Source organism: Streptomyces sp. NPDC028635, assembly GCF_040637635.1.
In the GTDB taxonomy this organism is placed as follows: domain Bacteria; phylum Actinomycetota; class Actinomycetes; order Streptomycetales; family Streptomycetaceae; genus Streptomyces.
Map to the genome: position 1 here is coordinate 114362 of NZ_JBEZWX010000019.1, position 13606 is coordinate 127967.

Genomic DNA, 13606 nt, shown 5'->3' on the forward strand with positions numbered 1-13606 from the left:
CTGCTCCGGGATGTTCCATCGTCCGCCCCTCACGCCAGTCTGATCGTCTGGTCACGGGCCGCCTGGTAGGCGCTGCCACCGCCGGACACATGGGCCGTCATGGTCACGGTCGGTTCCGGAGCGGCGGCCGGCGCCGGGGCGTTCCCGGGTTCGGCGGTGGGGCCGGTACCAGTACCGGAGAGCAGGCCGGTCACCGCGTCGCCCAGGTGCTGCAGCCCGTCCGGCAGATGGGTCTCCGGAACGCGGAGGAACTGCAGGCGCGCCAGCTCCGCGATCTCGGCCGGCAGCGCCGAGGCGTCGGGCAGCATCGTCGCGTCCCCGAGAAGGACCGGGACGACGCGATTCCCCGCCCGCAGAGCGGTCGCGATCTCCACGCGGACCCAGTCGTGGGCCCGGTCCAGGAGCCGCCCCCCGTCCTCGCCTCTCGCGTCGAGCCAGCCCGGCCCGATCAGGACGCACATGAGCTCGCACTCGGCGGCCTGACGCCGCAGGATCTCGGCGAAATCAGCCCCGGGCGGTATCGACCGGCCCGACTTGAAGATGGCGTCGGCACCCAAGCGGTCGGACAGCGCGCGGTAGACGCGGTCCCGCATCCAACGGGAGTCCGGTTTGCGAAAGCTGAGGAAGACGCGCGGCACAAGTGACCCCTCTCCGGCAGGAGTTGACGTCAGGCATCGTGCTCACCCTAGGGGCGCAGTACACGCCCGGGGGCTTTTCACCGGGGATTGAATAGCGCCCGCGGGGCTCCGTACGCTGGCCGGTATGGAACCGGCGGACAGCGCGGCAGCAACGGTCCCGGCAGGGAGATCGGCCGGTACGCGCCTGCCGCCGGGCGACTTCGGTGTCGTCCTGGCCGCGCTCCGGGCCCGTCGGGGGTGGAGCGTGCGCGAGTTGGCCCGGCGTGCCAGCGTCTCCGAAGGGCAGATCTGCAATCTGGAGAGCGGGTTGCGCAACCCGACGCCCGCGGTGGCGGCGGCGTGCGACGCGGCCTTCGGCGCCGGCGGGGAACTCGTCGAGCTGGCGGGGGCCGGCCGCCGCGGCGCCGGGGCCGGGAGCGTCGTCGAGGCCGGGCCCGTGGTGGCCGGGTACGAGCGGATCCTGCGGGAGCTGAAGGACATCGGCAGATCCACCGGACCGAGGCTGGTCACCGCCTCGATGAAGTCGATCACGCGGATCCTGACGGAGGCCGGTCCGCAGGCCGTGGGCGAGCGGCGTGCCGAGATCTGGCTGCTGGCGTCGAGGTTCGCCGAATACACGGGGTGGATGGCCCAGGAGGCGGGAAATCCCGCGGAGGCGTTGCGCTGGACGGGTCTCGCCGTCCGCTGGGGCGCGCACGGCGGGGACGAAACGGTGGCCGCGTACGCCCTGGTCCGCAAGGCGTTCATCGCTCAGCACCGCGGTGACACCCGTGCGGCGATCGCGTTCGCCGACCAGGCGGCCCGACATCCGGCGGCCAACGCGGTGATCCGCGCGCACGCCGCGCGACGCGCGGCCCAGGGGCATGCGCGCCGGGGCGACGCGGTGGCCTGCCGGGAGGCACTTCAGCGGTTCGAGAGCCATGCCGCCGAGGCCGTCGGCGACCGGACCCCGCACTGGGGACCGCGCATCGAGAACGGCAACCCCCGGCTCATCGAGGCGTCGTGCATGCTCAGCCTGTGCCGCTTCGAACTGGCCGCCGACCTCTTCGCCGCCGAGCACAGGCGCCGGCCGGCCGTCCCGGCGGACAGCAACTCCCGGGCCCGCTTCGCGGTTCGCCAGGCGACGGCCCTGGCCGGTGCCGGCCGCCTCGACGACGCCTGTCAGATCGTCGACGCCACGCTGCCCGTGATCGAGCGCATCAACTCCGCCACCGTCCGCGCGGAGCTGGGCCGTTTCGTGGAACAGGCCCGGACCCGCAGGGCCGGCCCGGGTCAGCTCGCCCTCATCGACGCGTCGGCCGCCGTCGCGCTCGGCTGACAGCCACGATCGGCTGACAGTCACGATCGGCGGCAGCACGGACAGGCATGGTCTCGAGGGAACTGGCTCTGCGCAGCCCTCATGAGACGCTGCGTCACATTACCGAACCGTAACCTACTTGCCAGTACCGGCGGTAACCCCCGGCCGGATAGCGTCCGGGCAACCCACCACCAGCGGCGCGGGGGCGGTTCGTGGGGCGACGGACGCCCGTGCGCCGTCGCCTGCGGGGGTCCGGGCGGCGCGCGGCGCCCGGCACACCGGAGGCTTCCTGCCGGCCGCTTCACAGGAGGTTCCCCATGCCCGCATCCAGACGGCTCCTGGCCGTGGCGGTCACCACCGCCGCCTGCCTCGGCGCCCAGGCCCTCGGGGTCACGGCCGCCCATGCGTCGGACCCGGTCGTCTCCCGGGGCGTCACCATCCCGGCCTTCTACACGCCGCCCGCGGCCCTGCCCCACGCCGACGGGACCCTCGTGCGCAGCGAACCGCTCCCGCTGGCCCTGAGCCTGCCGAGCCTGCACGGACCGCTGCCCGGGACGGCGACGCGGCTGATGTACAAGTCGACCGACGCCGACGGACGACCCATGGCCGTCACCGGCGCCTACATCGAGCCCACGGCCGCCTGGAAGGGCGAGGGGCCCCGCCCGCTCGTCGTGGTCGCGCCCGGCACGATGGGCCAGGGCGACCAGTGCGCCGCCTCCCTCGGTCTGGAGCACCCCCTGCGGTTCAACGGCCGCACGGTCTCCGTCGGCTACGAGGACGTGTCCGTCTACCGCCTGCTGGCCTCCGGCACCGCCGTGGTCGTGACCGACTACGCGGGCCTCGGCACCACCGACCGGCTGCACACCTACGTCAACCGGGTGGACGAGGCCCACGCCGTCCTGGACGCCGCCCGCGCCGCCCGCTCGGTGCGCGGGGGCTCGGTCACCGCCGCCTCCCGCGTCGGGCTGTTCGGCTACAGCCAGGGCGGCGGGGCCAGCGCCGCGGCCGCCGAACTGCAGCCGTCGTACGCCCCCGACGTGCACCTCGCCGGAACCTACGCCGGAGCGCCGCCCGCCGACCTGACCGAGGTCACCCGGGGGATCGACGGTACGGAGCTGACCGGCGCGCTCGGCTGGTCCCTCAACGGTTTCCTGCAGTCCGACCCGTCCCTGAAGCCCCTCGCCGACGCGCACCTCAACGCCGCCGGCCGGGCGGCCCTCGCCGATCTGTCCACCATGTGCGTCGGCGACGCCATCCTCCGCTACGGCTACCGGCACAGCAGCCGCTGGACCACCGACGGCTCCTCGCTCGGCGACATCATCGCCGCCACGCCCCGGCTGCAGGCGTTCCTCGACACCCAGCGGATCGGCAAGCTGAAGCCGGCCGGTCCGGTGCGGGTGGCGACCGGTGTCAACGACAACCTCGTGCCGCACGCCCAGGCGCGCCGGCTCGCCGTCGACTGGTGCGCCCTGGGAGCCGACGTGACCTACCGGCCGGTGAACCTGCCGAACCTGGTCAGCCCGCTGATCAACCACTTCGGGCCGCTGCTGGCCGACCAGGGCGACGCGGTGTCCTGGCTGACGGACCGGCTCTCCGGACGGCCCGCCGGGAACACCTGCGCGAGTCTGCCGGGGCAGCGCTGAAGCATGCCGGAGGGGATGCGCGGCGGCCCCGGGCGGGTGATCCTTGACCCATGTCCGCGCAGCGTCCCGTGATCGTGCACCCGCCGTCCCCGACGGGGGGACGGCGGGTGCGGGTCGACGGCGAGATCCTGGGTCTCGCGCACAGCCGGGCGGATGTCGTGGAGTTCCTGCGCCGGGCGGGCCTGGAGATCGAAGCGGACGAACTGGCCGACTCCCCGCTGATCGACTGGCGCGGGGTGGGCCCCGACGACTGGGGCACCGACCGCTCGTGAGCCCTGCCCGGCACGCGTTCCGCGACCTCTTCCGCTTCCGCGGGAGCGGGCGCGGAAGCGGAACGCTCAGGCGCGCCCGCGCCGGTCCAGCCGTGCCGTCAGCTGCTGGCGCACCGCCGTGGGCAGGGCGCCCGTGCGGCCCCAGGCGACGACCAGTTCGGCCAGCCGGCGCAGCTTGACGTTGGTGCACATCGACGTCTCGCGCAGCGCGTCCCACGCCTCGGCCGGGGGCACCCGGCCGACCGCGACGACGACACCGATCGCCTGGTCGATCACGGCGTGCGAGGTCACGGCCTGCTTCAGCTGCTCGACCGTCTCCGTCAGCTCACGGATGCGTTCGGCCGTGTTCTCCGGCCGGCTGTGCCCGGCTGCGTTCTCCGGCTCCCGGAGCGCACCGGGGAGCCGCTCGGTGTGGACGTCCACATGGCCTCCGCGGTCATCGGGAAGGGTGTGCGTGGCCCAGTGCAGGGCGCCTGCCCGCAAGGGCACGGGGTAAGCGCGTCGGCGTCCAAGAACTCCGAACGCCGCACCCCCCAAGGCGGTCGGGCCTCCTCCACCGTCACATCCGCGGCCGCACTCGGCAACAGCGGCACCCGAAAGCGGCGGAGGCGGGGATGTTTTCACAACTCTTTGCCCGTGGCTGATTCCTGACGACCGAGCGCCGAGACTGAGCCTCCGCAGGCTTTCGCGGACGTAAAGCGCGGCTGAAAACCCGAGGTCGCCGGGGCGGTGCGGGGGAGGGCCCCGTTGACCCGCGCCCGGTCGGTGACGCACGGTCGGAAGGTAGATGGTTCATACAACTGGTTCACCGGGGCAACCGGGCTGGTAGCGGACGCCGGCGCGGTGCCACGGCGGACCGGAAGCAGGAGGCAAGGACATGTGCGGCATCACCGGCTGGGTCTCCTTCGACCGTGACCTCGGCGCCGAGCGCACCTCCGTGGAGGCGATGACCGAGACGATGGCCTGCCGCGGCCCCGACGACGCCGGCACCTGGGCCCAGGGCCCGGCCGCGCTGGGCCACCGCAGGCTCGCGATCATCGACCTGCCCGGCGGGCGCCAGCCGATGACCGCCGGCACACCCGAGGGCACCGTCGCGCTCGTCTACTCGGGCGAGGCCTACAACTACACCGAGCTGCGCGGCGAACTCACCGCCCGTGGCCACCGGTTCACCACCGACTCCGACACCGAGGTCGTCCTGCGCGGCTACCTGGAGTGGGGCGAGGCCCTCCCCGAACGGCTCAACGGCATGTACGCCTTCGCCGTGTGGGACGCCCGCCACGACAAGCTCGTGATGGTCCGTGACCGCATGGGCATCAAGCCCTTCTACTACCACCGAACCTCCGACGGCGTCCTGTTCGGCTCCGAACCCAAGGCCGTCCTCGCCAACCCGCTCGCCCCCGCCCGGGTGCGCCTGGACGGGCTGCGCGAGCTCTTCACCGCGATCAAGACACCCGGGCACGCCGTCTGGGACGGCATGCGCGAGGTCGAGCCGGGCACCGTCGTCACCGTCGACCGCACCGGCCTGCGCACCCGCGCCTACTGGCGCCTCGAGACGCGGCCGCACACCGACGACCGTGACACCACCATCGCGACCGTGCGCACCCTGCTCGAGGACATCGTGCGCCGCCAGCTCGTCGCCGACGTGCCCCGCTGCACCCTGCTCTCCGGCGGCCTCGACTCCTCGGCCATGACCGCGCTCGCCGCACGGCAACTCGCCGCCCACGGCGAGAGGGTGCGCAGCTTCGCCGTCGACTTCGCCGGCCAGAGCGAGAACTTCGTCGCCGACGAGCTGCGCGGCACCCCCGACACCCCCTTCGTCCACGACGTGGCCCGCACCGCGCACACCGAGCACCAGGACATCGTGCTCGACGCGCAGGCCCTCGCCGACCCCGAGGTGCGGGCCAGGGTGATCCGCGCCCGCGACCTGCCCGCGGGCCTCGGCGACATGGACGCCTCCCTCTACCTGCTGTTCCGCTCGATCCGCGAGCACTCCACCGTCGCCCTGTCCGGCGAGTCGGCCGACGAGGTCTTCGGCGGCTATCTGCAGTTCTTCGACGAAGAGGCACGCCGCGCCGACACCTTCCCCTGGCTGGCAAGCATGGGCCGCCACTTCGGCGAGGACACCGGGGTGCTGCGCCCCGACCTGCTGCGCTCCCTCGACCTGGACGGATACGTCGCCGACGGCTACCGCACGGCCGTCGCCGGCATTGAACGCCTCACCGGCGAGAGCGACTTCGAGTACCGGATGCGGCAGATCTGCCATATGCACCTCACCCGGTTCGTCCGCGTGCTCCTCGACCGCAAGGACCGCACCAGCATGGCCGTCGGCCTGGAGGTGCGCGTGCCGTTCTGCGACCACCGGCTCGTCGAGTACGTCTACAACACGCCGTGGGCGCTGAAGTCCTTCGACGGCAGGGAGAAGAGCCTGCTTCGGGAGGCCACCGCCGACCTGCTGCCCAAGTCCGTCTACGACCGGGTCAAGAGCCCGTATCCGTCCACCCAGGACCCGAAGTACGCGGCCGCCCTCCAGGAGCAGGCCAGGGACCTGCTCAGCCGCCCCTCGCACCGCGTGTTCGACCTCGTCGACCGCGACCGGGTGCGCCGGATGGCCGAGCGTGCCGAGCCGGTGAGCACCCAGGCCGAGCGGCGCGGCCTGGAGCGCACCCTCGACCTGGCGATGTGGCTGGACATGTACAACCCCGAGATCGTGCTGGGCTGACAGCCGGTCAGTTGAGCCAGAAGCCGGTCCGTCGCAGCCACAGGTCCAGCAGCGGACGATCGCCCCGGATCCCGAGGCGGTCGTGGACGGGCCGGCCGTACATGAGCAGCAGCAGGTCGGCGAGCGGCCCGCGCACGGTCACCGCCGCCGGCCTGTCGGCGTGCTCCCAGCGCGGGCCGTCCGGTCCGAGGTCGACGAACCAGCCCGGCCCGGGCTGCTCACCCGGCGTGAAGCACAGGCTGCGCCCCTCGCCCAGCAGCGGCCCGGCGCCGTCGCCGCCCCCGTACACCTCGGGCAGCAGTCCGAAGTCCATCCACACGTCGAGGCCGTGCCGTGCGACGGCCGGGTCAAGGGCGTACCGCGCGCCGACGGTCCATGCCGCGTCGGCGCGGTGCACCACGGTTTCGAACAGCGCGTGCCGCGCCCAGAAGGACACCGGCCGGCCGGGCATCGCGGTCCACACGCGCACCTCCTCACCTGCCTCGGTGAACGCCTCCACAAGCTCCCGCGCCCCGTCGGCGAGCCGGCCGCCGAGGACCGCGGGGTCGCGGTCGTCGTAGTGGAAGACGTCGTCGACCAGGTCGTGCGGCACCTCCTCGGTGGCCCGGCTGCGCACGACCGTCTCCACCCACCGGTGCGCCCCGCTCACGTGCCGCACCAACTGGCCCAGGTTCCAGGCGGGGCAGGTGGGCACGCGGGCGGTGACGTCGGCGCCCTCCAGGAGCGTGCGCAGCCGGTCGGTCTGGTCGAGGATCGCGGAGCAGTAGCGGTCGAGGCTCCAGTGCGTCATCCGCTCACCCTAGAGGGTGTCTCGCCGATCACCCCGGGCTCGCGACGACGAGGCACCCCGTGGAACGGCTCCCGCGGCGTCGGGTCCGGTCATGGCGCCTCGTGCGTCACCGCCACCGGGTCGAAGGCGATCAGGGTGCGCGCGTCGTCCGCCCAGATCACCTCCACCCGCCGCTCCGTCACCGTCACGGCCGTCACCGCCTCCGCCAGGCCGGTGCCGTCCCCCGTGCCGAGCGCCGCCAGGCAGGCGTGCAGGGACGTGCCGCCCGCCGCACCGCTGAGCCGCGGCACCTCGGCCCAGCGCGTGTACGCCGTGCCCTGCGGGGCGCGGACGGTCCCGGCCGCGCCGTCGAAGCCGTACAGCGGGTGGAGTGCCGAGAAGAGGTCCTCCTCCGGGCCGGTGGCCCATCCCGTCTGGGTGACGCCCGCCCCGGCCGGCGCGCCGAGCACCCGGTGCACCCGCAGCTCGTACGCTCCCTTGGCCACCGTCACACTCTCCACCCGCAGCCCGGGCACCATCGGTGCTCCGCCCGCGAACACCGGACGGTGCCAGGACGCCGCCCAGCCCCAGCCGTCGCCGTGCCCCGCGCCGAGCGGACGCAGCCGGCGCCGCACGCTGCCATGGCCGCCGACCTGCACCGACAGATGGTTGTCGGCCACGTTGTCCGGGGCGGTCGGCCCGGTCCGTGTCGAGTACGCCTGGCGCCCGTAGTGCGGATCGGCCTCGGCCGCCGTCTCACCCTCGTGCGGACGCACATGGTCGCTGCCGTGGTTGTGCAGCCGTACGATCCCGTCGGCGCGCGTCGCCTGTACCAGCAGCCCCGGCGCGGGCAGCGCCAGCACGCGGTCGGCCTCCTCGACCGGTGCGGGCTCCTCCCGCGCGGTCCACAGCGCGTGCTCGGCCGGAGCGAGCAGCGCGACGAACGCCTTGGAGGCCCAGTACGGCGAGGCGGGACCGGAGTACGGCTGCAGGCTCGCCTCGTGCGGCCCGTGCCAGCCCGGCGTCAGCAGCCCGTCCTCGCTCAGCGCCCCGCGCTCGAGGAAGTACCTGAGGCTGCCGCTCGCCAGCCGCCGTGAGACGCCGGGCGCGAGCGGGGTGTACCCGGTCAGCGCGCCCAGCGAGACGGCCGCCGACGCCGCGAAGCGGTACGTCAGCGAGCGGCCGAAGTGCAGCGGCGCCCCGTCGGCGCCGAACATCAGGGCGTAGCCGTGCAGGTGCTCGCGCAGCCGGGCGCCGCGGCGTTCCAGCAGCTCGCGGTCGCCGGACAGATGGGCGTCCAGCACCGGATACAGGTGCAGCGCCCAGCCGTTGTAGTGGTCGAAGGCCCGGCCGTCGCCGTCGGCGTACCAGCCGTCGCCCCGGTACCAGCCCTCCATCAGCTCCAGCGCCCGCCGCCGCGCCGCAGCCGTCTCCGCGTCCCCCCGGCCCACCGACTCCAGGAACCCGGCGACGGTGTAAGGGAACAGGTACCAGTTGTTCGGCGCGGGCACGTGCCGCAGCGCACCGCGCAGCCACTCCTCCGCACGGTCCTGCACCCCGGCGTCCAGGTGCTTCCACAGCCAGGGCGCCGTCAGCCTGAGGCCGAGGGCGACCGAGGCGGACTCCACCATCGGCTGGCCCTGCACATCGTGGTCGAGGATCAGCGGCCACGACTCGGTGTCGTCCCGCCCGGCGCCGCGGGTACCGGCGGTGAGCCCCTCGGCGTACCGCTCCAGCCAGCCGTGCGGGTCGTCACCGCCGGCGCCGGCGACCCGGAAGGCGGCGGCGAGGAAGGTGCGGGCGTACCCCTCCAGACCGTCGGACCGCACCCCGGAACGGGACGGGCGGCCGGGCAGGTCCAGCAGCGCGCCGCCCGGCGTGCGCCACCGCCACGCCGCGGCGAGGAGCCCGTCCGCCACCGCTTCCCAGTGGGCGCGCGTGTAGCCGGTGTGCGGACTGGACGCCCGGTCCTCCGGCGGCAGTTCGAAGGGGATGCTCATGCGAGGAAGGCCAGCCTTTCGCGTCGTACGGGATGGAGGAAGCCGGCCCCGGAGGCCCAGCGGGCCGTCTCGGCGACGGCCACATCGGCCAGGCGGCGCCACTCGTTGCCCTGGGAACCGGCGAGGTGCGGGGTGATCAGCGCGTTCTCGCAGTCCCACAACGGATGGTCCGGCGGCAGCACTTCGGGCTCGGTGACGTCGAGGACGGCGCGGATACGGCCGGCCAGCACGGCGTCGGTGAGCGCGTCCTGGTCGATCACCGCGCCCCGGGCGGTGTTGATCAGCACCGCGTCGGGCCGCATCGAGTCGATCAGCGTACGGCTGACCAGGCCCCGCGTCGTGGGCAGCAGCGGCGTGTGCACGCTGACGGTGTCCGCTCGCCGGAACAGCTCGGCCAACTCCACGCGCCGCACGCCGAGTTCGCGCGCGTCGGCGGGCGTGACGCACGGGTCGTGCAGCAGCACCTCGACGTCGTGCGGGCGCAGCAGTTCCACGACCCGGCGGCCGATGAGCGACGCCGAGAGGATACCGACCGTGCGGTGGTGGTTGCCGACCGAGCGGGGCGTCGCCAGGGCGTCCATACGGTGGCGCACCGCGCGGTACTCGCGGGCCCGCTCCAGGGCGCGCTTGCCGGTGAGCAGGATCATCGACAGCGTGTACTCGGCCACCGGCAGCGCGTTGGCGGCGGCCGCGGAGGACACCTCGATGCCACGCTCCCAGCAGGCGTCGGTGACATGCCCGCGCACGCTGCCCGCGGTGTGCACCACGGCCCGCAGCCGGGGTGCCGCCTCGAGGACATCCGCGTCGAGGGGCGGGCAGCCCCAGCCGGTGACCAGCACCTCGGCGTCGGCGAGCAGGGCCCGGGCCCGCTCGGTGGTCAGGTCGTCCAGCACGGGCGGGGGCGCGAGGTCGCAGACCCGGCCGAGCGCGGCCAGCGCGTCGGGATCCAGGACGGCCGCGGCGGCGGCCCGGGACATGGCGAGGACGGCGCGCGGGCGGAAGCCGGGACCCGGCGATGACACGGTCATGGATCTCCTGTCGTGCGCGGCTCACTGGACGGCGCCGGCGTTCGGACCGCTGCGCCGGAAACGCTGGAGGAGGACGAAGGCGTGCGGGACACGGCTATGGGGGACACCGTCATCCTGGGGCGGCCGACCGCAAACGGTCAATGGATCGATCAGAAGAAAACAAAACGTTCAAACGCTCAATGGGCGGGCCGGTCGGTCCGAGCCCGGGTCGAGCCGCGCACCATCAGCGAGGGCAGCAACTCGACGCGCTGCACCGCGCCGGCCGCCGGCCCGCCGGTGCGGCCCAGGCGGCGCAGCAGCAGCTCGGCGGCCACCCGGCCGACCTCCGCCTTCGGCGGGGCCACCGCCGTCAGCGGGGTGCTGCCGAGGGCGGCGACCACGTCGTCGTACGCCACGACCGAGCAGTCCTCCGGCACCCGCACCCCGTCGCCCGCGAGCCGCTGGACCAGCATCAGCGCGTCCACGTCGCCGTGCAGGACGGCACCCGTCGCCCCCGTCTTGCGCAGCGTCGCGGCCAGGTCCGCGGTCTCCTCCCCGGTGTACGGCCCGTCCTGGCCCGCCTCCGGAGCGCTGAGCAGCCACGCCCACTCCTCGATCAGCGGATGCGCCTCGGCGATCTCCCGGAAGGCGGCCCGCAGCGAGCGCGCGGTCGGGCTGTCGTCGCGGGTGGCGAACACCAGACGCCGGTGGCCCAGCCCCGCCAAGTGCTCGACGGCGAGCCGCGCGCCATGGACATGGTCGGAGCAGACGGAGTCCATCGCCTCCAGCGCGCTGCCGGGACGGGGCCGCCGTTCCATCAGCACGGCCGGCACCTCCAGCGCGGCCAGCCACCCGTGGTCCGCCTCCTCCACGGCCTTGCTGCGCCAGCGCGGCGCCAGCAGCAGCCCGCGCGCGCCGTCCGCGAGGGCCCGCTCCACCAGCGGCCGCTCGGCGCCCGCCACCTGCGGCGCGATGTGCAGCGCGATGCGCAGCCCGGCCTCCTCCAGGACCGTGCGGGCGCCGTGCAGCGTCTCGGAGAGGTACGCATGCCTCTCGGGTACGACCACGGCGACCGCGTCCCCCTCGGCGGCGCCCCCGGCGGGCTCCTCCTGCGCCGCGAGCGCCGAACGCACGACACCGTGCCCGCGCCGCAGCCTGCCCTCGCGGGTCAGTTCCTCCACGTCCCGGCGCACCGTCACCACCGACACCTGGAGCTCCGCCGCGAGGTCGCGCACCCGGGCGGAGCCGCGGGCCTGCACGGCCGCGAGGATGCGCTGACGCCTGAGATCGACCGGCTCCCGCACGTGTGCCTCCCCGCCCCGCGGATGTTCGTTTGAGCGTTTGGGCTCATGGTAACGATCGATCGCAGGAGGGGCGCGCAGAACGGGTTCTGATTCGAGGCGGCGGGAGGTGGCGGCAGCGGGGGCCGTGGAGCGGCGATCAGTCCCACAGCGGGTAGGTCACGACCCGTTGGAAGCCGCTCGGCCTGCCGTCGGTGTACGTGAGTGTCATCCGGGTGTAGTGCCGTGTGTGCGGATGCTTCTTCCACGGCTTCGGCTGGTCCAGCCGCACCTTCACCGCGTAGGAGTGGAAGCGGCCGGCCGCGCAGTACGGCTTGCAGTCGTTGACCGCGTTGACTCCGTCGGCCACCGCGGCGCGGGAGTCCCACCGCTTCCAGTGCAGCGAGGCCAGGCGGCTGTTGCCGTCACCGCAGGCCAGGATGAAGTCGGCAGGGCGGGTCTGCGGATGGAACAGACAGTCCACGAGCACCGGCACGGGCGCGCGCCGCGCGGCGGTGGCCGACGGGGAGGCCGAGGACACCGGTCCCGTCGCCGCCGCGAGTGAAGCGGCGGCACAGAGAATCAAGGCCGCCCTCAGCGTGTGTGTGCGCATGGTCCGCTCCCGCTGTCGTCCGCACCGCGCCGACCCGCCCGGCACAGCGGTACGACCGTGTCGTGCCGGGCGACGACGTCTGGTCCGACGCTACGACCGCGGCGCGCAACGCACCACTCGTCCGGAGCAACCAACCCCTGACGGTGACATCCCCGTTATCATCACCTAAGCGCGAAAACAGATGATGTGTCCCCGAAGCGGGGCTTTCGTCCCGGCCGGAGTGATCATGTCCCGCAAGCGTCCGTCGGACGACGGCGACGAGCTGCTGGCCAGGCTCGGTGCCCTGACCGCCCAGGCACGCGAGCGCGCGGAACTGCAGCGCTCGCGGGTCGAGCTGGCCATCGCCCTCCAGCGCGGCATGCTCCCGGCGCACCTGCCCACCGCGCCCGGCTTCCATCTGGCCGTGCAGTACACGCCGGCCAACTCGGGACTGAGTGTCGGCGGCGACTGGTACGACGCGTTCACCCTGCCCGACGGGCGTATCGGCCTGTCCATCGGTGACGTCCAGGGCCACAACATCGACGCCGCCGCCTTCATGGGGCAGGTCCGGGTCGCGCTGCGCGCGCTGGCCTCCGTCACCAGCCACCCGGGCGAACTGCTCACCCGGACGAACGATCTGCTGCTCTCGCTCGGCACGGATCTCTTCGCCACCTGCACCTTCATCCGGCTGGACCCGGCCACCGGGCTGCTGGAGAGTGCCCGGGCCGGCCACATACCGTTCGTCTGGGCCACGGCCGACGGCCGCTCCGGCATCGCCGAGGGGGAGGGCGGGCCGCCGCTCGGCGTCCTGGACGGTGTCTCCTACCCGGTCGCCCGGCACCACCTGACCACCGGCGGGGTGTTCGTCCTCGTCACCGACGGTGTGGTCGAGGGCCCGGCACTCGGCGTCGACGAAGGTCTCGACCAGGTGGTTCGCCTCGCCGGGATAGCCGCGGTCGCGGGCCTGGAGGCCACGTCGCTGGCCGCGGCGGTGATCAGGGGCGCGGAGCGCGTCGGTCACGCGGACGACGCGGCGGTGCTTGTCGTGGGGCACGACGGGGTGGTGCCTCGGGGGGCGTGACCTGTGCCCGGCGGGCGGCTGGGCGGTTTGCCTGCGGCGGCTCGTCGTGTCTCGGCTGAGGGTGTGTTGTGGTTTCGGCTGCGGGTTCGTTGTCGTTTCGGCTGCGGGTTTCGTTGTGGCTGGTCGCGCCGTTCCCCGCGCCCCTTTTGTGCCTGCGGCGGCCCGTTGCGGTGCGTGGTGGGCTGGTGTCGCGCCAACGGTTCGTTGTGGGTCGGGGCCGGGGTGGGGGGTGTCCGTCCTCGGTCCGGCCGCCCGTCACTCGATACGGCGCCCTGTGCCGGTGCCGGACGCTGCGGGCGGACATCGGA

General features: G+C 73.8%; 12 protein-coding genes. 5 read left to right on the forward strand and 7 right to left on the reverse strand.

Annotated elements, in window-relative coordinates; translation table 11 throughout:
- Positions 1-29: 29 nt before the first annotated feature.
- The gene (locus AB0E88_RS21375; RefSeq protein ID WP_361632601.1) at positions 30-638 is read right to left on the reverse strand and encodes a toll/interleukin-1 receptor domain-containing protein; all 609 of its coding nucleotides are present in this window, start codon (positions 636-638) and stop codon (positions 30-32) included.
- Positions 639-762: 124 nt separating this feature from the next.
- On the opposite strand from AB0E88_RS21375, the gene AB0E88_RS21380 reads away from it, so the two are divergent.
- The 3 genes from AB0E88_RS21380 (at position 763) to AB0E88_RS21390 (ending at position 3850) form a co-directional block, all read left to right on the forward strand.
- Positions 763-1956 (forward strand): helix-turn-helix transcriptional regulator, encoded by a 1194-nt coding sequence (locus AB0E88_RS21380; protein ID WP_361632603.1) that lies wholly within the window; start codon positions 763-765, stop codon positions 1954-1956.
- A gap of 296 nt (positions 1957-2252) precedes the next feature.
- Positions 2253-3578: a lipase family protein gene (locus AB0E88_RS21385; RefSeq protein WP_361632605.1), complete on the forward strand. Its 1326-nt coding sequence runs from the start codon at positions 2253-2255 to the stop codon at positions 3576-3578.
- Between the two features lie 50 nt (positions 3579-3628).
- On the forward strand, positions 3629-3850 hold the full coding sequence (locus AB0E88_RS21390) for a hypothetical protein (RefSeq protein ID WP_361632607.1): 222 nt from the start codon (positions 3629-3631) through the stop codon (positions 3848-3850).
- A gap of 66 nt (positions 3851-3916) precedes the next feature.
- Here AB0E88_RS21390 and AB0E88_RS21395 read toward each other — a convergent pair whose 3' ends face one another.
- Complete coding sequence (locus AB0E88_RS21395) at positions 3917-4273, reverse strand: ANTAR domain-containing protein (RefSeq protein WP_361632609.1); 357 nt, start codon at positions 4271-4273, stop codon at positions 3917-3919.
- Positions 4274-4727: 454 nt separating this feature from the next.
- Here AB0E88_RS21395 and asnB point away from each other — a divergent pair, with 454 nt between their 5' ends.
- A complete protein-coding gene (gene asnB / locus AB0E88_RS21400; protein ID WP_361632611.1) occupies positions 4728-6569 on the forward strand; it encodes an asparagine synthase (glutamine-hydrolyzing) in 1842 nt (613 codons plus the stop codon).
- A 7-nt stretch (positions 6570-6576) separates the two neighbouring features.
- Here asnB and AB0E88_RS21405 read toward each other — a convergent pair whose 3' ends face one another.
- The 5 genes from AB0E88_RS21405 to AB0E88_RS21425 all read right to left on the reverse strand — a co-directional run bounded on the left by AB0E88_RS21405 (position 6577) and on the right by AB0E88_RS21425 (position 12238).
- Complete coding sequence (locus AB0E88_RS21405; protein ID WP_361632613.1) at positions 6577-7359, reverse strand: maleylpyruvate isomerase family mycothiol-dependent enzyme; 783 nt, start codon at positions 7357-7359, stop codon at positions 6577-6579.
- Positions 7360-7448: 89 nt separating this feature from the next.
- Entirely contained in the window at positions 7449-9338 is a 1890-nt protein-coding gene (locus AB0E88_RS21410) for a DUF2264 domain-containing protein (RefSeq protein WP_361632615.1), read from the reverse strand.
- Positions 9335-10366, reverse strand: a complete 1032-nt coding sequence (locus AB0E88_RS21415) for a hydroxyacid dehydrogenase (protein WP_361632617.1) — start codon at positions 10364-10366, stop codon at positions 9335-9337. The genes AB0E88_RS21410 and AB0E88_RS21415 overlap by 4 nt, the downstream gene beginning before the upstream one ends.
- 176 nt (positions 10367-10542) lie before the next feature.
- Positions 10543-11649, reverse strand: a complete 1107-nt coding sequence (locus AB0E88_RS21420; protein WP_361632619.1) for a substrate-binding domain-containing protein — start codon at positions 11647-11649, stop codon at positions 10543-10545.
- 136 nt (positions 11650-11785) lie between these two features.
- Positions 11786-12238, reverse strand: coding sequence for a hypothetical protein (locus AB0E88_RS21425; protein WP_361632621.1), 453 nt, complete (start codon positions 12236-12238; stop codon positions 11786-11788).
- 226 nt (positions 12239-12464) lie between these two features.
- Between AB0E88_RS21425 and AB0E88_RS21430 the strand changes: the two genes are divergently transcribed.
- A complete protein-coding gene (locus AB0E88_RS21430) occupies positions 12465-13298 on the forward strand; it encodes a PP2C family protein-serine/threonine phosphatase (protein ID WP_361632623.1) in 834 nt (277 codons plus the stop codon).
- The last annotated feature ends 308 nt before the right edge of the window (positions 13299-13606 follow it).